This window comes from Rhizobium sp. NPDC090279, assembly GCF_044769665.1.
Lineage (GTDB): Bacteria > Pseudomonadota > Alphaproteobacteria > Rhizobiales > Rhizobiaceae > Rhizobium.
Window position 1 is genome coordinate 58,093 of the sequence record NZ_JBIVYI010000005.1, and the last position, 18,224, is coordinate 76,316.

An 18,224-nucleotide genomic window follows, 5' to 3' on the forward strand; every position below is an offset into this window, starting at 1 on the left:
CCGGTTGGTCACGCCATCAGCTTCTCTATCAGAGCCGTCGCCGCTTCGGCGATCACGGTTCCCGGCGGGAAGATCGCATCGGCACCGGCTGCCTCCAGGGCGGCGAAATCCTGGGGCGGGATGACGCCGCCGACCGCGATCAGAATGTTGCGGGCGTGGCGGCGGATGAGCGCCTCCTTCAATTCCGGAACCAGCGTCAGATGTCCCGCGGCAAGCGATGATGCGCCGAGGATATCGACCCCTTCGCGCACGGCGACATCGGCCACTTCCTCCGGCGTCTGGAACATCGCGCCGACGACGACGTCGAAGCCGAGATCGGCAAAGGCCGTTGCGATGACCTTCTGTCCGCGATCGTGCCCGTCCTGGCCCATCTTGGCGATGAGGATGCGGGGTTTTTCGCCGCGCGCCTTGCGGAAGGCTTCGACCTTTGCGACCGCCTTGTTGAAAGCGGGATCGGCATCGCCGACCTCCTGGCGATAGACGCCAGAGATCGTCCTGATCTCGGCGACGTGCCGGCCATAGGCCTTTTCGAGCGCCAGCGAGATTTCGCCGACCGTCGCCCTTGCGCGCGCCGCCTTGATGGCGAAGTCGAGCAGATTGCCGCTGCCGTTGCGCGCGGCATCCGCCAGCGCATCCAGGGCGGTTTCGACGGCAGTCGTCTCGCGCGTACCCTTCAATTGCTGCAGCTTGGAGAGCTGCCGTGCCCGCACTTCGGAATTGTCGACCTTCAGCACATCGACTTCGATGTCCTTTTCCGGCTTGGAAAAATTGATGCCGACGAGGATCTGATGGCCGCTGTCGATGCGGGCCTGCGTGCGGGCGGAGGCTTCCTCGATCCTGAGCTTTGGAATGCCCTTCTCGATCGCCTTCGCCATGCCGCCGAGGGCCTCGACCTCCTCGATATGAGCAAGGGCGCGGGCTGCAAGATCATGGGTCAGCCGTTCGACATAGGCCGAACCTCCCCAGGGGTCGATGATGCCTGTTATGCCGGATTCCTTCTGCAGCAGGATCTGCGTGTTGCGGGCAATGCGAGCCGAATGATCGGTCGGCAGCGCCAAGGCTTCGTCGAAGGAATTGGTGTGGAGCGACTGCGTATGCCCCTGCGTCGCCGCCATCGCTTCGACCATGGTGCGGATGATGTTGTTCATCGGGTCCTGCGCCGTCAGCGACCAACCGGAGGTCTGGCTGTGCGTCCTGAGAGCAAGCGACTTCTGGTCCTTCGGCGCGAAATTCTTCTGCATCAGCGCGGCCCAGATCAGCCGTCCCGCCCGCATCTTGGCGACTTCCATGAAGAAGTTCATGCCGACGGCCCAGAAAAAGGAGAGGCGGGGGGCGAAGCTGTCGATATCAAGTCCGGCGGCAACGCCCGCCCGCGCATATTCGATCCCGTCGGCGATCGTGTAGGCGAGTTCCAGATCCGCCGTCGCACCGGCTTCCTGCATGTGGTAGCCGGAGATCGAGATGGAGTTGAATTTCGGCATCCGCTCGCTGGTGTAGCTGAAGATGTCCGAGACGATCCGCATCGAAGGCTGCGGCGGATAGATATAGGTGTTGCGGACCATGAACTCCTTGAGGATGTCGTTCTGGATCGTGCCCGACAGCTTGTCCTCGGAGACGCCCTGTTCCTCAGCCGCAACGATATAGAGCGCCATGACCGGCAGCACCGCGCCGTTCATCGTCATCGACACGCTCATCTCGTCGAGCGGAATGCCATCGAAGAGCTGGCGCATGTCGAGGATGGAGTCGATCGCCACACCCGCCATGCCGACATCGCCCGCCACGCGCGGATGATCGCTGTCATAGCCGCGGTGGGTGGCAAGATCGAAGGCGACCGAAAGGCCCTTCTGCCCGGCGGCAAGGTTGCGGCGATAGAAGGCGTTGGACTCCTCGGCGGTGGAGAAACCGGCATATTGGCGGATGGTCCAGGGCTGCTGGACGTACATTGTCGGGTAGGGGCCGCGAATGAACGGTGCTGCGCCGGGGTAGGTCTCCAGGAAGTTCAGGCCGGCGAGATCGCTTTCGTTGTAGCTGCGTTTGACGCTGATGCCTTCGGGGGTTTCCCAGGCTGGGGCCGTGGTCGTTGATGCCGTTGCTTGCGGTTTGATCCAAGGGATCGTGGTGAAATCCGGGATTTTGGTCATGGAGCGGAAGCCTCCGTGGATGCCGGACGTGCGGCACCCCCCTCTGTCGCTTGCGCGACATCTCCCCCACAAGGGGGGAGATTGGAAACTCGCGGGGCCTCTCTGCCCCAAACCAATACCTCATCCGTAGCGGCGAGGGTTGTCAGTACTGAAGGGCTTAAAGTCCGGGTCGGAACGATCTCCCCCCTTGTGGGGGAGATGTCACGAAGTGACAGAGGGGGGTGCGCAGTTTCCGCAAACGCGATGTTCATTCTCATCCCTCCACCCCCTCATCCAGCCGCACGGGCATCAACCCCATGCCATCAGCAATCGGACCCAAAGCCCCCAAGACAGCCACCGGCCGCTCCGTCTTCATCGCAAACAGTGTCGTTCCCACGATCGGCTTGGCGACGCGCTCTGCGCGTGCCTCGGCAACCATCGCCGCAAGCTCACCGCTGGCGATCACCTTCGCCAGTCCGCCGTTGCCTTCGATGTCGGTAAATATATCCCATGCCCGCTCGACGAGAGCGTCGGTCAGCGCCTCGATGCCGCCGGCTCCTGCTGCGGGATCGATGACATGATCGAGGTGGCTTTCGGCCATGAGGATCGTCTGCGTGTTGCGTGCCAGCCGCCGCGCCAGTGGATCGGGAATGCCGTGCGTCAGGCTATGCGGCAGGACGGAGATTTCATCGGCGCCGCCGACGCCGGCTGAAAAGACCGCGATGGTGTTGCGCAGGATGTTCGTCTCCGGATCGAGGCGTGTCAGCATGCGGTAGCTCGTTTCCGCAAAGAGATGCGCCGGCTGCGGATCGGCGATACCGCAGGCCTCGGCGATCCGGGTAGAGATCAGCCGCGCGGCACGGATCTTGGCGATCGTCGTGAACTGGTTCTGATCGGCCGAAAGGCAGAGGCTGGTTGCCGCAAGCGCTGCTTCCGGCGAAAGGCCGGCCGTTTCCAGCAATCGCAAATGGCCAACCAGGCTTGAGGCCATCACCGCCAGTTCCTGAGCCTCGGTCCCGCCGGCATTGTGGACGGCGCGGCCGTCGGCATTGACGATCGTGCCAACCAGCTGCAACTCTTTGAAGTATTTGATATCGCTAGAAAAATTAGTGAAATGCACGGCTGACAAGAAAGCATCGAGGCCAAGGTGTAATCTTTGGGTACCGTCACCCGCAATCGAGGCTGCCACCGTTTTGGCGACACCGGAAGAAAAGCCATCGAGGCGCAGTGTCGCCGTTCCGCTCAATGTGGCCGCCAATGCCTCGGAGAAGATCGGGAGGGTCGCATCCATGCCGGTGCCAAAAGCCGAACCGGAATCGATGGAGACGAGTGAGACGCCGCTGGCGCCATTGGCGAGGTCGTCGCCGAGTTGCGCGAGCGCCCGCTCCATGTCCGGGTCGTCCATGCGCTGGGTCAGGGTCCAGGGCATATCGGCCCGCTGGCGGGAAAGCGGCGCATCGTCGCGCCATCTTTCGTAAAGCGGCTGGATGGCGATCCCGTCATCGGTTCGCGATACCAGCGTTTCCTGGAAATCCTTGCCTTTCAGCGCCCGCTCCACAAGCTTCAGCCAGGCTTTGTGGTCGCTCCGGCTGAACATGTTCGGGTCGAGACTGTCGATGTTCATGCGCTCCTCCGTACCGCACTGGTCTAGCCCATGACGCAGCAAGGGAAAACAGGAGTTTGGCCAATCCGTGCAATATCTTCATTGGCGCCATCTTGGCGATCGACGCCAGCCTCGCTCCAGCCGCGGCGGTCATTATGCGGCCGATCCGATATGTTCCAACTGGTTTCCGATGATGGCTGATCTGCTGCCCGCCTCCCGACACCTGCTTGCCGCGACCGCCTTGGCGGCTCTGTCTGCCTGCAGCATCATTCCCGATACCGGCGCGACCGACCCGGATCGGTTCGTGCAGGAGACCACGCCGGTCTTCTATCGTCCGGAGGGTATCGATCCGAATAGGGTAAAGCGCCTGCCGGTCCAGCCGGTGCCGCAGGCACGCGATCTTTTCCAGACGCAGTTCCATCAGACCTACGGCCTGCCGACCTTCAATCCGGTGCATCAGGCCATGTATGCGCAGCGCAGCGAAGATGATTTCACGCTGCCGGCCATTCCCTACAAGCGCATCGATTCGCGCTTTCTGCGGCAGGAAGTGGATTACCAGACCAACGAGCGCCCCGGCACCATCGTCGTCGATACGCGAAGCCATTTCCTCTATTTCATCGAGCCGGGCGGCAAGGCCATGCGCTACGGCGTCGGCCTCGGCGCGGCGGGATATGCCTGGCATGGCAGAGGTGTGATCCAGTGGAAGCAGAAATGGCCGCGCTGGACGCCGCCGGCCGAAATGGTGGCGCGCGACCCGCAGATCCGGCCGCTTTCGGCCGAGCGTGGCGGCATGAATCCAGGGCCGACCAACCCACTTGGCGCGCGGGCGCTCTACATCTATCAGAACGGCCGCGATACGCTTTATCGGGTTCACGGCACGCCGGATTGGCAGTCGATCGGCAAGGCCGCATCCTCGGGGTGTGTGCGTATGCTCAACCAGGACGTGATGGATCTCTACAACCGGGTGCCCGAAAAGGCAGAAATCGTCGTTCTGTAGCGGTATTTTACCACAAATTTTCGTGATGTTGCATAAGTGCGATAGTCGGGGTGGTCGGCGCTCTTTAGTTTTGCGTCTGTCTCTGCGAACCTCTCGGGGAACCGAATCAGCCTGTGGCTACGGGTTATCGCTTCCTCCACAAAAGGAACTATGCTGTCGACATGAGCCTTCCTTCACCCTTATCACGACGTAATTTCCTCGCTCTTGCTGGTCTTGGCGCCGTTTCGACGCTTGCCAGCTGTGCCTCCACCATCGATAACGGCCCCGTCGTCAGTCCGGTTCAATATACCGGTTCGCCGAGGCCGTTTCGTACTTGGTTCTCCAGCTATGATGGCGAGCAACCCGATCCGGCGGTAATCTACGCGTCCGTCGAGGATGGCGGTTTTGTGATTCCGGCGGTTCCGTACAAGCAGATCGACCCGCGCTTCTACCGTCAGCGGGTGGTCGATCCCACGGGCGAGGCGCCGGGTAGCGTGATCGTCAACACCACGCAGCGGATGCTCTACGTCACCGAGCAGGGTGGCACGGCGATGCGCTACGGGATCGGCGTCGGCCGCGAGGGATTTGCCTGGCAGGGCCGCGGCATCATCCAGTGGCGCAAGAAGTGGCCGCGCTGGAACCCGCCGGATGAGATGGTCGCGCGTCAGCCGGAACTCGTCAAATACTCCATCGCCAATGGCGGCATGAGCCCGGGCTTGATGAATCCGCTCGGCGCCCGCGCGCTTTACATTTTCGAGGACAAGCAGGATTCGCTCTATCGCCTGCACGGCAATCCCGACTGGCGCTCCATCGGCAAGGCTGTTTCCTCCGGCTGTGTTCGTCTCCTGAACCAGGATGTCATCGATCTCTATGATCGCGTTCCCGAGCGCGCGCCGATCCTGGTCACGGCCTGATATCGCATCATCGCAAAGAGAGGGCGCCGTTGGCGCCCTTTTTGTTTGTTGTCTTTATCGGAAGCATCCGGCGTCCTGAAGCCGGCGTTAATCCGTTGTCAAATTGACCTTCAGCTGCTGCAGCTGGTCGCGCAGGCTGGCGATTTCGGTCATGTCGCAGCCGGTTGCCTGGCCGATGGCGTCCATGATCGTGCCGACCTGACACTTCATGCCCATGCCCTTCTCCGTCAGCGAAATAATGACCTGGCGCTCGTCTTTCGGATCGCGGGTGCGGCTGATCAGGCCGGCCTGTTCGAGCCGCTTCAGAAGCGGCGACAGCGTGCCGGAATCGAGATCGAGCTTTTCGCCGATGGTCTTGACCGGCAGGCAGCCCTTTTCCCACAGCACGAGCATGACGAGATATTGCGGATAGGTGAGGCCGACGCGGTCCAGGATCGGCTTGTAGGCGCGATTGAAGGCGTGTGCGGCGCTGTAGACGGCAAAGCAAAGCTGCCGTTCCAGCCATTTTTCTTCGTCCGGGATCGAAAGGTTTCCATCCGGCTTGTCTGTCATTGCTGCTCCGCCATTTTCTTGTTGTCGGCATTCTCACAAATTCATTTTGTGAAATCAAATCGCAAAATATCTATTGCGCACGATTAAATCGTGATGTATATAAAATCCATCCAACCGAAGGGAGACATGACATGCCTATTCTTTATACGACCAAAGCTTCCGCCACCGGTGGCCGCGCCGGCCATGCGGCTTCCGAAAACGGCGTCCTCGACGTCACGTTGACCGTGCCGAAGGAACTCGGCGGCGACGGCGCCACCGGCACCAATCCGGAGCAGCTCTTTGCAGCCGGTTATTCCGCCTGCTTCCTGGGTGCTTTGAAATTTGTCGCAGGCCAGCAGAAGGTCAAGATTCCGGAAGACGCAAAGGTCACGGCGACCGTCGGCATCGGCCCGCGCGCAGACGGCACCGGCTTCGGCATCGAAGTGTCCTTGGCTGTTCACATCCCCGGCATGGACAAGGCCGAGGCTGAAAAGCTTGCCGCCGCCGCGCACATCGTATGCCCCTACAGCCACGCCATGCGCACCTCGACCGAAGTGCCGGTTGCTGTTGTCTGACGCGAAGCGCGTCACCGGCCGATCGAAGATCGGATATGTGAGATATATTGAAAAGGAGCGGCAGTTTTATCTGCCGCTCCTTTTCTTTCGCAAGAAAAATGCTATATCTTTTCTTAGGAAAGGAAATAGTCATGATAAAAGCCCAGGCAATAGGCCAGCCGATGCCCGGCGAAGCGCTCGTCATCACCAAGGCCGTCGTCAGTGCCGCCGAACGGCTGGGATTGAATGCCCGCATCCTCGCGGCCATCATCGGCGTGTCGGAAGCTACGGTATCGCGCATGAAGCGGCAGGATCATCTGCTGGAGCGCGATAGCAAGCCCTTCGAGCTTGCCGTGCTTCTCGTTCGTCTCTTTCGTTCGCTCGATGCCATCGTCGGTGGTGACGAGGCTGTGGCGCGCCAATGGCTGCGCAACGGCAATCTCGCCTTTGCCGCAGCCCCCATCGACAAGATCACTTCAATTTCCGGTTTGACCGATGTCCTTGCCTATCTGGACGCCCGCCGCGCTCTCGTCTGAGACAAGGGCCATTTCCGGCCAATATTGGCGACTGGTGGAATCGCAGCATCAGGTTTCGACGCTGAAGCTTGTCGATACGCTGGAGGAGCAGGCTCTTCTCGAAAACATCCTGGAGGAAAGCAAGCCGGTTCTGCCGCCGGAATGCGCCGGGCTCGACTATCTGCTTGCGACGCCCTTTCGCTATGGGGCGATCTATCCCCACGGCTCCCGTTTCCGCCGCGCCGGCCGCACGCTCGGCGTTTTCTACGCCTCCGAGCAGGTGGAAACGGCGCTGGCGGAGATGAGCTTCTACAGGCTGCTCTTCTTTCGCGATTCTCCCGATACGCCGCTGCCCGCCAATGCCGCGGAATATACCGCTTTTGCCGCCGCGGTTGCGACGAAGGCGACGATCGATCTGACGGCGCCTCCCATGGACCGCGATCGGCAGCTATGGACCGATCCTGTCAACTACGAGGCCTGCCAGTCGCTTGCCGAAGCGGCGCGCACCGGCGGCATAGAGGCAATCCTCTATCGCTCCGTCCGGGACCCAAACGGTGGCCGGAACATCGCGTTGCTCACGGCCAAGGCCTTTTCTGTCCGCGACCCCGTCGAGCGCCAGACCTGGCGCATTCGGCTGTCGCGCGTCGGCGTGCAGGCGCTGTGCGAATTTCCCCGGCGCCGAATCGGCTTCGAAAGGCGGGATTTCGAGGGCGATCCCCGACTGTCGGAGCTGCAGTTCAAAGCAGAATAGCAAGATCGCTGCGCAGGCGGTCGCCATTGCCGTCGGGCAACCGCTCCTCGAGGGTCGCATGCGTCGTCTTCCAGATCGGCACGGCGGCGGCGAGTGCTGCCTTGCCCGAGGGCGTGAGGCTGATGAGGCGGGCGCGGCGATCTCTCGGATTGGGCACGATGCTCACCCATCCACGCCGCTCCAACGGCTTCAACGCCGCCGTCAGCGTCGTCTGGTCCATTGCCAGCAAAGCCGTTACAGATCCCATGGACGCCGGCGCGGGCCTGTTCAGCGACATCATCAGGGAGAACTGGCCGTTGGTGAGCCCAAACGGCCGCAGCGCCTCGTCAAAACGACGGGCAAGCGCACGAGCCGCTCGCTGGACATGCAGACACAGGCAGGTGTCGCGCACTAACAGTGTCGTTTCAAAGGGGATTTCGACTGCGTTTGACATGATTTATTAATATTGATATCAATGTATTTGTCAAGATTTGGGAATTAAAACGCCGGAGGAGGGCGCGGACAATGAACCAGGTCGTTTCCAGGGACGTGTGGCTGGAGGCTCGCCGTCAACTGCTCGTCAGTGAGAAGGAGGCTACGCATCTGCGCGATCGCGTCAATGCGGAACGCCTCGCTTTGCCGTGGGTGCAGGTCGATAAGGACTATGTCTTCGATACGCCCACCGGCAAGAAATCGCTTGCCGATCTCTTCGCTGGCCGCAGCCAGCTCATCGTCTATCACTTCATGCTCGGCCCGGATTGGGATGCCGGCTGTACCGGCTGCTCGTTCCTTGCCGATCATTTCGATGGAGCGCTGCCGCATCTCAATCACCATGATGTCACGCTGGTCGCCGTGTCCCGCGCGCCGCTGGAGAAGGTGGAAGCCTATAAGAAGCGCATGGGCTGGGGTTTCCCTTGGGTGTCGTCTTTCGCCAACGACTTCAACTTCGATTATCACGTCTCCTTCTCGAAGGAGGAACTCGCCGGGGAAAAGGTCTTTTACAATTTCACGCCGATGGATGCGGCCGAGGGATTTGATGAGCTTCCTGGCCTCAGCGCCTTCTACAAGGACGAGGCCGGCAATGTCTTCCATACCTATTCGAGCTATGCCCGAGGTCCCGAGGAATTGATCGGCACGCTGATGATCCTCGACCGTGCTCCGAAGGGGCGTAACGAAGACAGCACGATGCACTTCGTTCGCCGTCATGACGAATATGAGGATGCGCCGAAGGCGCAGTCCTGCTGCCATTGATGTATGGTGAAGCCGCAGAACTTGCGCCGTGGGGAACAGCGGGCGAGATTCTGCGTTTTGTGTCTAGGCAAAGCCAGTGCTTGCCTGCCGGGGACCTACGGACCAAGCGATCGACCATCGTTCGGCCGTCATTTTCATCGGCCATGATATGCCTGCGCCGATATCCGGCTCAGGACGGGACGGGTGACTGCAACAATCAAAATAGGGAGAGCGATGCTATGGCTGAGAAGGGATATTTTGTCTGGTACGAGCTGATGACGTCGGACATGAAGGCGGCTGAAGCTTTCTATACCAAGGTCGTCGGCTGGGATGCGGCGGATGCCGGCATGCCCGAAGTCGGGATGGATTACACGCTCTTCAGCGCCGGGGCAGGCCCCGTTGCCGGCTTGATGATCCTGCCGGAAGAGGCGAAGGCCATGGGCACACCGCCCTGCTGGACCGGCTATATCGGCGTTCCCAATGTCGATGAAGCGACCAGGGCGGTCGTTGGCAAGGGCGGCAAGATCTATCGCGAGCCCATGGATATTCCAGGCGTGGGCAGATTTTCCGTCGTCTCCGACCCCTATGGCGCCGCCTTCTGCCTGTTCACGCCTCTGCCGGGCCAGGATTGGGAGCCTGCGGCCCCCGCTACCCCAGGCTATTTCGGCTGGCATGAACTTTATTCCGGCGATGGCCCGAAGGCCTTCGATTTCTATAGCGAAATGTTCGGCTGGGAGCTGAGCTCCGATTTCGATATGGGGCCGATGGGCAAGTACAAGATCTTCAAGATCGGCGACCGGGATTTCGGCGGCATCATGACCAAGCCGGCGGAAATGCCCGTGGCTGCCTGGAACTTCTACATCAATGTCCCGTCAATCGACGCGGCGATCACCCGCATCACCGAAGGCGGCGGCAGCATCGTCAATGGTCCTATGGAAGTTCCCGGCGGCAGCTGGATCGTCCAGGCCACCGACCCGCAGGGAGCGTTCTTCTCGCTGGTCGCGCCGGTACGCTGATGTTCACCCTCCCCTTGAGGGGGAGGGTCGGCCCGTAGGGCCGGGGTGGGGTGATCTCCAAGTTTGCGGCGTGTCACCCCCACCCGCGGCTTTGCCGCGACCTCCCCCCTCGAGGGGAGGGTGATCTTCTACCGCTTCAGGCTGCCGAGAATTCCTCGAACTAGGGCACGCCCGACTTGCGTCGCCACCGTGCGTGCCATGCTTTTCATCGTCGCTTCCAGGATCGTCTCGCGCTGATAGCCGGAGCGGCCGCGAGCTGCAGGTTTGCTATCGCCGCCGCCAAAACCGGGAAGCGTCCAGCCGCCGGTGCTGGAGCTATCTTCCTTGGTCGCCGCCTGATCGGCCGCCTTGCCGGCGCGCGCGGCGAGGATCTCGTAGGCGGATTCACGATCGATGGTCTGGTCGTAGACGCCGGCGACCGGGCTGGCATTGATGATGGCCTGGCGCTCGGCATCGGTCAGGGGGCCGATGCGGCCGGACGGCGGCCGGATCAGGGTACGCTCGACGATTGACGGCGCGCCCTTGCCTTCGAGCATCGACACCAGCGCCTCGCCAGTGCCGAGCGTGGTGATGACATCGGCAGTCTTGAAGGCCGGGTTCGGCCGGAACGTCTCGGCGGCTGTCTGCACCGCCTTCTGTTCGCGTGGCGTATAGGCGCGCAGCGCATGCTGCACGCGGTTGCCGAGCTGCGCCAGCACCGTTTCCGGCACGTCGAGCGGGTTTTGCGTGACGAAATAGACGCCGACGCCCTTGGAGCGGATCAGGCGCACGACCTGCTCGACGCGCTCGATCAGCACCTTCGGCGCGTCGTTGAAGAGCAGATGCGCCTCGTCGAAGAAGAAGACCAGCTTCGGCTTTTCAGGGTCGCCGACTTCGGGCAGTTCTTCGAAGAGCTCGGACAACAGCCACAGCAGGAACGTGGCGTAGAGCCGTGGGTTCATCATCAGCTTGTCGGCGGCAAGCACCGACACCTGCCCATAGCCGTTGTTGTTGACGCGCATGATGTCGGAGATTTTCAACGCCGGCTCGCCGAAGAAGTTTTCCGCGCCCTGCTGCTCCAGCACCAGAAGCGATCGCTGCAACGAACCTACCGAGGTTTTGGAGATCAGGCCGTATTTGCTGGAAAGCTCGCTGGCGTTTTCACCCATGTAGTTCAGCAGTGCCTGGAAGTCCTTGAAGTCGAGCAGCGCCAGGCCGTGTTCATCGGCGATCTTGAAGGCGATGTTGAGCACGCCTTCCTGCGCCTCCGAGGCATCCATCAGCCGGGCAAGCAGCAGGGGCCCCATCTCGGCGACGGTGGCGCGCGCGCGATGGCCTTTTTCACCGTAGATGTCCCAGAAGATCACCGGAAATTGCTCGAACTCATAGGGCTTCAGGCCGATTTCCTCGGCCCGCTTGAGCAGGAAATCCTTGGCCTCGCCCTTGACCGCGATGCCGGAAAGATCGCCCTTGATATCGGCGCAGAAGACGGGCACGCCGGCCTTGGAAAACCCTTCCGCCAGCACCTGCAGCGTCACCGTCTTGCCGGTGCCGGTCGCGCCGGTAACGAGGCCGTGGCGGTTGCCGAATTTCAGCGTCAGGAACTCGTCCTTGTTGATGCTTTCGTCCGGATTGCGGCTTGCGCCGACGAAAATCTGTCCATCCTGCTGCGGCATGGTGTCGTCTCCCTTAGAGCATGATGCCGAAAAGTGTCACCGGTTTTCGGACGACATCATGCTCTACCTATTTGATTCTAGAACCGGATGACTTTGGATCGTTTCGATCCAAAGTCATCCGGTTCTAGTGCGGCGGCACAGCAGCTTTTAAGGGCTGCCAGGGCCGTTCATCGATTTGTCCTGACACTGTTATAAGAACTCACATGAAGAGGGACAACCATTCGCGTCAAGGTTCCGCTTCTGGTAGAATGTTGACCTCCGGCGCGGCTTGTGCCGGTTGCTTCATTCAGTTACGTTGACGTTAACGTCGTAAAGGCAGGAGGCCACAGTGAACGAAGTTATTGATCAGATCGCGACCAAAGCCGGCATCGCTCCCGACCTCGCGGAGAAGGCCGTCGGCATGATTCTCAGCTTCCTGCAGCGCGAGGCTCCGGATGGCCCCGTTACGAAGATGATCGAATCGTTCCCGGGCGCAACCGATCTCGTCGCCCAGTACGGCGGCGATCAGGCATCGGGCGGCGGCGGCCTCCTCGGCGGCCTGTTGAGCGCGGTCGGTGCCGGCGGCGGCGTCATGGGCCTCGGCCAGCAGCTGATGAGCAGTGGCCTCAGCATGGGCGAGATTTCCTCGCTCGCCAAGGAAACGGTCGCGACAGCCCGCCAATATGCCGGCAACGACGTCGTCGACGAAGTCGTGAATTCCGTTCCAGGCCTGAGCCAGTTCGTCTAGGCGCTGTTGTTTTGACAACAAAAAGCCCCGCGACGATCTCGCGGGGCTTTTTGTTGATGGGAAGGGGCGGTATCCGCCGATACCGGCCCTTTCCGGTCCTAGACCTTCTTGCCGCTCGACGTCCCGTTGAGCTGATGCCATTTGCGGCCGTCGCGTTCGATGAGGTCGTCGGCGGAGGCCGGGCCGGTGCTGCCGGGGGCGTAGGGATCGGGCTTGCCACCCTCTGCCCAGAGATCGAGGAAGGGCTGCACGGCCGCCCAGCCGGCTTCGATGCCGTCGGCGCGCTGGAACAGGGTCTGGTCGCCGACGAAGAGTTCGTAGAACAGGCTTTCATAGCCGGTCTGCTTGCCGATGTCGAAGTTGTCGGCATAGCGGAAGTCGAGTGAGACCGGCGCGGTTTTCAGTACCAGACCCGGCGATTTGATCGAGATTTCCATGTCCAGTCCCTCGTCGGGCTGCACCTGGATGACGAGCCTGTTTGGCGGCAGCGCGGGCTGGGCGCCGTGGCGCGGGAATTGCGCGAAGGGCACCTGGCGGAAGGTGATGACCACTTCCGTATCGCGCGCCTTCATCGCCTTGCCGGTGCGCAGGTAGAAGGGCACGCCGGCCCAGCGCCAGGTATCGACGAAGAGCTTCAGCGCCACGAAGGTTTCGGTGTTGCTGTCGGGTGCGACGTCGGCGGTCTCGGTAAAGGCTGGCAGATCCCTGCCGGCGATCGGGCCTGCGGTATAGGCACCACGCACGCCGTTTTGGACTGCTTCCTCACGCGAATATGCGCGCAGGGCTTTCAGCACCTTGCCTTTTTCGTTGCGGATCGATTCCGCGTCGAAGCTGTTCGGCGGCTCCATCGCCACCATGGCCAGCAGCTGGAAGAGATGGTTCGGCACCATGTCGCGAAGCGCGCCGGTCGCGTCGTAGAATTTGCCGCGCGTGCCGACGTCGACCAGTTCGGCCGCCGTGATCTGTACGTGGTCGATATAGTTGTTGTTCCACAGGGCCTCGATCATCATGTTGGCGAAGCGCGTCGTCATGATGTTCTGCACCGTTTCCTTGCCGAGGAAATGGTCGATGCGGTAGATCTGGCTTTCGTGCGTGTGGTTCAGCAGCCGGGCGTTCAGCGCCTGCGCCGAGGCGAGATCGTTGCCGAAGGGCTTTTCGATCGCGATACGGCGGAAGGCGCCGGTCGCCTCGTTCATCAGGCCGTTTTCAGAAAGCTTCTCGGCGATATCGCCGAAGAAGCGCGGCGGCACGGCGAAATAGAAGGCCGCGTTGGCGCTTGCCGCATGCGAGAGATAATCCGAGATCTCCTTGTAGACGCCATTCTGGGTGAAATCGCCGGAAATGTAGCTGATGCGCTTGCGCAGGCTCTGCCATGCCGCCTGCCGCTCCGGATCGTCCATGTCGCCGGAGGTTTTCAGGAATGATTCCAGCCGTTCCAGCAGCATGTCGACGCCGCCGGTCTCGATGCCGATACCGAGGATATGCAGGTCCTCTCCGATCAGCCCGCTGCGGGTCATGTTGATCAGCGTCGGGATCAGCAGACGCCGGGTGAGATCGCCGGCGGCGCCGAAGATCACGAATGTCAGCGGCGGGGCCGGTGCGACGTCGGGGGTGGTCATGAGCGCATCTCCTTCTGGCGGCCATACTCGGGGCTTCTGGACGACATCGACTATCTCCTCGGAGCTGTTGCTGTTTCAGCTTTGGCTTGCCATGTTCTAGCGCGTGCCGACGCCGGTTGTCGATGGGATCGACGCACCGCCGTCGGCTTGGATTTCGGGATCGGCATTAGTCTATTTCTTCACGGCGACCAGGAAGAGCCGCGGGAAGCGCAACAGCACCTTGCCGTCGACGAGCGGCGGATAGGCTTTCTCGATATGCTTCAGATATTCGGCGGCGAAGGCATCGCGATGCTCGGCGCCGGCATGGTCGAGATAGGGGCGCAGGCCCGTGGCCTTCACCCATTCGACGATGGCAGCCGCATTCTCCAGCGCGTGATTGTAGTTGGTGTGCCAGATGTCGACGCGCTGTGACTTGCCGATCAGCCTGTTGTAATAGACGGACGGTGTCGGCAGCGGATTGCGCCGTACGCTCTTCCTGGCGAAGGCATCGCTCCACGGGCCGTTCCTTGCGGTCTCCTCCATCATCATATGGCTCTGCTCGGTCAGATTGTCGGGCATCTGCACGGCAAGCACGCCGCCGGGCGTCAGCCCGTCCATCAGCTCATCGAGAATGTCGAGATGGTTCGGCAGCCATTGAAACACGGCGTTGGCAAAGAGCAGATCCGCCGCTTGTTCGGGCCGCCATGCGGCAAGATCGGCCTTGACGAAACTCGTGCCGGGCATGCGCTTGCGCGCGGCCTCCAGCATGTTGTCGTCGCTGTCGAGGCCGGAGACGCCGGCGGCGCCGTATCGCTCGACGATCAGCTCAGTCGAATTGCCGGGTCCGCAACCGAGGTCGATCGCCCGCTCGACGCGCTCCAGCGGCACCTGCGCCAGCAAGTCGCGCGCCGGGCGCGTGCGTTCATCCTCGAATTTCACATATTGGCCGGCAGACCATGCCATGAGCGTATCCTCTTCCTAGATTGCATATTCCAGCGGTTGAATCCGGACCTTGTCGATATTTCGGCCATTGAGCTTGACCACTTCAAAGGCGAGCCGGCCGGAGTTGAAGCGCTCGCCCTCGTGCGGCAGATGGCCGAGACCCCACAGGATGAAACCGGCAAGCGTCGAATAACGATCGGTCTCGTCGACGAGATCGATGCCGACCAGTTTCGACAGACGGCGAATGTCGATCCAGCCGTCGACGGTCAGTGATCCGTCCTCGCCCTTGTCGATCGTCAGCGGTTCGTTGTCCTCGTCGGGGAATTCGCCGGCGATGGCTTCGAAGAGGTCCGTCGTCGTCACCAGGCCTTCGATTTCGCCATATTCGTCGAGCACCAGCGCCATGGCCTGGTTTGCCTGACGCAGCCGCTCCATCAGCTTCAGCACATTGATACTCTCATGCACGGCGAGCGGCTGGCGGATCGAGCGTTCCAGGTCGATTTCGCCCTTCTGCGTGAGGTCGCGCAAGACGTCGCGCGCGCTGGCGATGCCGACGAAATCGTCGAGGCTGCCGCGCACGACCGGAAAACGCGAGTGGCCGATCTCGATGACGCAGCGCTGTTGCTCCTCGCGCGGCTTATCGAGATCGAGCCAGACGATATCGGTGCGGGGTGTCATGATCGAACGGGCCGAGCGCTCCGCCAGCGTCAGCACGCCGTGGATCATCTCCTTCTCTTCTGTCGAGAAGACTGCCTCGTTTACCGTCTCTTCCGCCGTCCGCTCGGTCACTTCGCCGAGCGGACTCTGCGGCCTTTTCGCACCGAGCAGGCCGAGAACGGCATTGGCGGTGCGATTGCGGATATTGGTCGGCGTGATCAGCCGCTCCTTATTGCGCCGCGCGAGCTGGTTCAGCGTTTCGATGATGATCGAGAAACCGATTGCCGCATAGAGATAGCCCTTCGGCACATGGAAGCCGAAGCCTTCGACGATAAGCGAGAAGCCGATCATCATCAGGAAGCCGAGGCAGAGGATGACGACGGTCGGGTGCTTCGAGACGAAGGCCATCAGCGGCTTCGACAGGAACAGCATGACGCCGACCGCGAAGATGACGGCAACCATCATGATCGAAAGCTCCTGCACCATACCGACAGCGGTGATGACGCTGTCGAGCGAGAAGATGGCATCAAGCACGACGATCTGCACGATCACCTGCCAGAAGACGGCGTGAACCAGCTTCTTTTCACCTTGCGCCTCATGTCCTTCCAGTCGCTCGTGCAGTTCCATCGTGCCCTTGAACAGGAGGAACAGGCCGCCGAAGATCAGAATGAGGTCGCGGCCGGACAGGCTGAAGCCCCAGATGGACACCAGCGGCGTGGTCAGCGTCACGATCCAGGCAATGGAGGTAAGCAGCGCAAGGCGGATGATGAGCGCCAGCGCCAGGCCGATCATGCGCGCGGCATCACGCTGATGCGGCGGCAGCTTGTCGGCCAGAATCGCGATGAAGACGAGATTGTCGATACCGAGAACAATCTCGAGAACGATCAGGGTAGCAAGGCCGATCCAGGCGGAAGGGTCGGATAGCCAGTCGAAGATCATTAATGTGCAAGCTTGGCGCCGGCCGTAATGGGCCTGCCAATTCTTTCCTTCTGTTTGTCGGGTGAGATGCCGCGCGTCATTGCCGCCGCGCGGCTTATACAGCCGTCGCTATCCGGATCGTTATTTGTCGGGCCGGCTTTCCGGGAGCAGGAACTATAAGGCTCGCTTTCGGGCATGGGCGGCAATCTGGACACGAAATGAGATTTGCGCAAGGGCATCGGATAAATCAGTCTATCCGGATTGCATGACAGTTTTTCGAAAATGTCTCCGCATCGCCCGGTTGAGGCGGGCGATGCGAGCAACTATTGGGATTTCTTCGTCGAGGCTGCCAGCGTTCAAAATTGTGTGATGACGCTGATGCCCTTGCCCTCGGCCTTGTCGAGTGACATCAGCGCCGGGACGGCCTCCTCAAGGCTAATCCTGCGGCCGATCAGCTTCTGCGGCGCGATCTTGCCGGCGGCGAGCATGTCGAGCATGGCATCGTAGCGCCAGGCCTGCATGCCGTGGCTGCCATAGATTTCCAGCTCGTGGCCGATGACCTGCCCCATGGGAATCTGTGGCATCGCATGCTCGCCGAGCATCAGGCCGACCTGCACGTGCCGGCCGCGCCGGCGCAGATTCCTGATGGAGTTGAAGCACGTCGTTGGATGGCCGAGCGCATCGATCGACACATGGGCGCCGCCCTTGGTGATCTCGCGCACTGCCTCCGCCACATCGGCGACCTCAGCCGCATTGATCGTTGCCACTGCCCCGCACTCGCGGGCAAAGGCGAGCTTTTCGTCGGAAATGTCGATGGCGATGGCATTGGCGCCGAGCGCGCTGGCGATCATGATCGCCGACAGGCCGACGCCGCCGCAGCCATGCACGGCGATCCATTCGCCCGGCCGCGTCTTCGCCTGGTCGGCGACGGCACGGAAGGAAGTGGCGAAGCGGCAGCCGAGGCTTGCCGCCGTCGCGTCATCGACCGTCTCAGGCAGGTGGACGAGATTGGTGTCGGCATAGTCGATGGCGACATATTCGGCGAAGGAACCCCAATGGGTGAAGCCGGGCTGGAACTGGCTCGGGCAGACCTGCTGGTTGCCGGAATGGCATTCGGCGCAATGGCCGCAGCCGGAGACGAAGGGGACGGTGACGCGATCGCCGACCTTGAAGCGCACCACGCCGCGACCGGTCGCGACGACCTTGCCGGCCAGCTCATGTCCCGGCACATGCGGTAGCCTGATATCCGGGTCGTGACCCATCCAGCCATGCCAATCGCTGCGGCAGAGCCCGCTCGCGCCGACCGCGATGACCACGCCGTCCTCGCCCGGTGTCGGGTCGGCCAAGGTGCGGATTTCGGGGGTCGCCTCGAAGGCCTCGTAATACATGGCTTTCATGTGAGTTCTCGCTATTTCCTGACGATCGCTGCAGCCCATCATTTTTCCTGATGGACCCATTCGTCAAGTTGTTGTTTCGGCGCATGAAAATTGCGTTATGAATGCGGTATCGGGCGCTTTGTTGCAAATGAATTCTGTCGC

The 18,224-nt window shown here is 61.5% G+C and carries 17 protein-coding genes; 8 read left to right on the forward strand and 9 right to left on the reverse strand.

Annotation, left to right across the window (positions count from 1 at the left end; translation table 11 throughout):
* Nucleotides 1–8: 8 nt before the first annotated feature.
* On the reverse strand, nucleotides 9–2,141 hold the full coding sequence (scpA, locus tag ACIQWP_RS13490; RefSeq protein WP_402787767.1) for a methylmalonyl-CoA mutase: 2,133 nt from the start codon (nucleotides 2,139–2,141) through the stop codon (nucleotides 9–11).
* A gap of 253 nt (nucleotides 2,142–2,394) precedes the next feature.
* Entirely contained in the window at nucleotides 2,395–3,744 is a 1,350-nt protein-coding gene (locus ACIQWP_RS13495) for a methylmalonyl-CoA mutase family protein (RefSeq protein WP_402787770.1), read from the reverse strand.
* A gap of 172 nt (nucleotides 3,745–3,916) precedes the next feature.
* Here ACIQWP_RS13495 and ACIQWP_RS13500 point away from each other — a divergent pair, with 172 nt between their 5' ends.
* Nucleotides 3,917–4,720: a L,D-transpeptidase gene (locus ACIQWP_RS13500; protein ID WP_402788719.1), complete on the forward strand. Its 804-nt coding sequence runs from the start codon at nucleotides 3,917–3,919 to the stop codon at nucleotides 4,718–4,720.
* Nucleotides 4,721–4,881: 161 nt separating this feature from the next.
* Nucleotides 4,882–5,613 (forward strand): L,D-transpeptidase family protein, encoded by a 732-nt coding sequence (locus ACIQWP_RS13505; protein ID WP_402787773.1) that lies wholly within the window; start codon nucleotides 4,882–4,884, stop codon nucleotides 5,611–5,613.
* A gap of 87 nt (nucleotides 5,614–5,700) precedes the next feature.
* On the opposite strand, the gene ACIQWP_RS13510 is transcribed toward ACIQWP_RS13505, so the two are convergent.
* The gene (locus tag ACIQWP_RS13510) at nucleotides 5,701–6,165 is read right to left on the reverse strand and encodes a MarR family winged helix-turn-helix transcriptional regulator (RefSeq protein ID WP_402787776.1); all 465 of its coding nucleotides are present in this window, start codon (nucleotides 6,163–6,165) and stop codon (nucleotides 5,701–5,703) included.
* Nucleotides 6,166–6,296: 131 nt separating this feature from the next.
* On the opposite strand from ACIQWP_RS13510, the gene ACIQWP_RS13515 reads away from it, so the two are divergent.
* From ACIQWP_RS13515 to ACIQWP_RS13525, 3 genes are all read left to right on the forward strand, one after another.
* Nucleotides 6,297–6,719, forward strand: coding sequence for an organic hydroperoxide resistance protein (locus ACIQWP_RS13515; protein WP_106997273.1), 423 nt, complete (start codon nucleotides 6,297–6,299; stop codon nucleotides 6,717–6,719).
* 131 nt (nucleotides 6,720–6,850) lie between these two features.
* Nucleotides 6,851–7,234 (forward strand): antitoxin Xre/MbcA/ParS toxin-binding domain-containing protein, encoded by a 384-nt coding sequence (locus ACIQWP_RS13520; RefSeq protein WP_402787781.1) that lies wholly within the window; start codon nucleotides 6,851–6,853, stop codon nucleotides 7,232–7,234.
* Nucleotides 7,194–7,964, forward strand: coding sequence for an RES family NAD+ phosphorylase (locus tag ACIQWP_RS13525; protein WP_402787784.1), 771 nt, complete (start codon nucleotides 7,194–7,196; stop codon nucleotides 7,962–7,964). The genes ACIQWP_RS13520 and ACIQWP_RS13525 overlap by 41 nt, the downstream gene beginning before the upstream one ends.
* Here ACIQWP_RS13525 and ACIQWP_RS13530 read toward each other — a convergent pair.
* Nucleotides 7,951–8,397, reverse strand: coding sequence for a MarR family winged helix-turn-helix transcriptional regulator (locus ACIQWP_RS13530; protein ID WP_402787787.1), 447 nt, complete (start codon nucleotides 8,395–8,397; stop codon nucleotides 7,951–7,953). The two genes, ACIQWP_RS13525 and ACIQWP_RS13530, sit on opposite strands and share 14 nt — an antisense overlap.
* A gap of 71 nt (nucleotides 8,398–8,468) precedes the next feature.
* Here ACIQWP_RS13530 and ACIQWP_RS13535 point away from each other — a divergent pair, with 71 nt between their 5' ends.
* Both ACIQWP_RS13535 and ACIQWP_RS13540 read left to right on the forward strand, forming a co-directional pair.
* The gene (locus ACIQWP_RS13535) at nucleotides 8,469–9,194 is read left to right on the forward strand and encodes a DUF899 domain-containing protein (RefSeq protein ID WP_402787790.1); all 726 of its coding nucleotides are present in this window, start codon (nucleotides 8,469–8,471) and stop codon (nucleotides 9,192–9,194) included.
* A 218-nt stretch (nucleotides 9,195–9,412) separates the two neighbouring features.
* Nucleotides 9,413–10,189 carry a VOC family protein gene (locus tag ACIQWP_RS13540; protein WP_402787793.1) on the forward strand — a complete coding sequence of 259 codons (777 nt, stop codon included), beginning with the start codon at nucleotides 9,413–9,415 and terminating at the stop codon, nucleotides 10,187–10,189.
* 128 nt (nucleotides 10,190–10,317) lie between these two features.
* Here ACIQWP_RS13540 and ACIQWP_RS13545 read toward each other — a convergent pair whose 3' ends face one another.
* The gene (locus ACIQWP_RS13545) at nucleotides 10,318–11,844 is read right to left on the reverse strand and encodes a helicase HerA-like C-terminal domain-containing protein (RefSeq protein WP_402787796.1); all 1,527 of its coding nucleotides are present in this window, start codon (nucleotides 11,842–11,844) and stop codon (nucleotides 10,318–10,320) included.
* Nucleotides 11,845–12,172: 328 nt separating this feature from the next.
* On the opposite strand from ACIQWP_RS13545, the gene ACIQWP_RS13550 reads away from it, so the two are divergent.
* A complete protein-coding gene (locus tag ACIQWP_RS13550) occupies nucleotides 12,173–12,571 on the forward strand; it encodes a hypothetical protein (protein WP_402787799.1) in 399 nt (132 codons plus the stop codon).
* Between the two features lie 98 nt (nucleotides 12,572–12,669).
* Here the strand turns inward: ACIQWP_RS13550 and zwf are convergent, their stop codons facing one another.
* The 4 genes from zwf to ACIQWP_RS13570 form a co-directional block, all read right to left on the reverse strand.
* Nucleotides 12,670–14,190, reverse strand: a complete 1,521-nt coding sequence (gene zwf, locus ACIQWP_RS13555) for a glucose-6-phosphate dehydrogenase (RefSeq protein WP_402787802.1) — start codon at nucleotides 14,188–14,190, stop codon at nucleotides 12,670–12,672.
* Between the two features lie 171 nt (nucleotides 14,191–14,361).
* Nucleotides 14,362–15,132 (reverse strand): trans-aconitate 2-methyltransferase, encoded by a 771-nt coding sequence (gene tam / locus ACIQWP_RS13560; protein ID WP_402787805.1) that lies wholly within the window; start codon nucleotides 15,130–15,132, stop codon nucleotides 14,362–14,364.
* Between the two features lie 15 nt (nucleotides 15,133–15,147).
* Nucleotides 15,148–16,707: a TerC family protein gene (locus ACIQWP_RS13565; RefSeq protein WP_402787808.1), complete on the reverse strand. Its 1,560-nt coding sequence runs from the start codon at nucleotides 16,705–16,707 to the stop codon at nucleotides 15,148–15,150.
* 335 nt (nucleotides 16,708–17,042) lie between these two features.
* Nucleotides 17,043–18,083, reverse strand: coding sequence for a zinc-dependent alcohol dehydrogenase family protein (locus ACIQWP_RS13570; protein WP_402787811.1), 1,041 nt, complete (start codon nucleotides 18,081–18,083; stop codon nucleotides 17,043–17,045).
* Nucleotides 18,084–18,224: the final 141 nt, after the last annotated feature.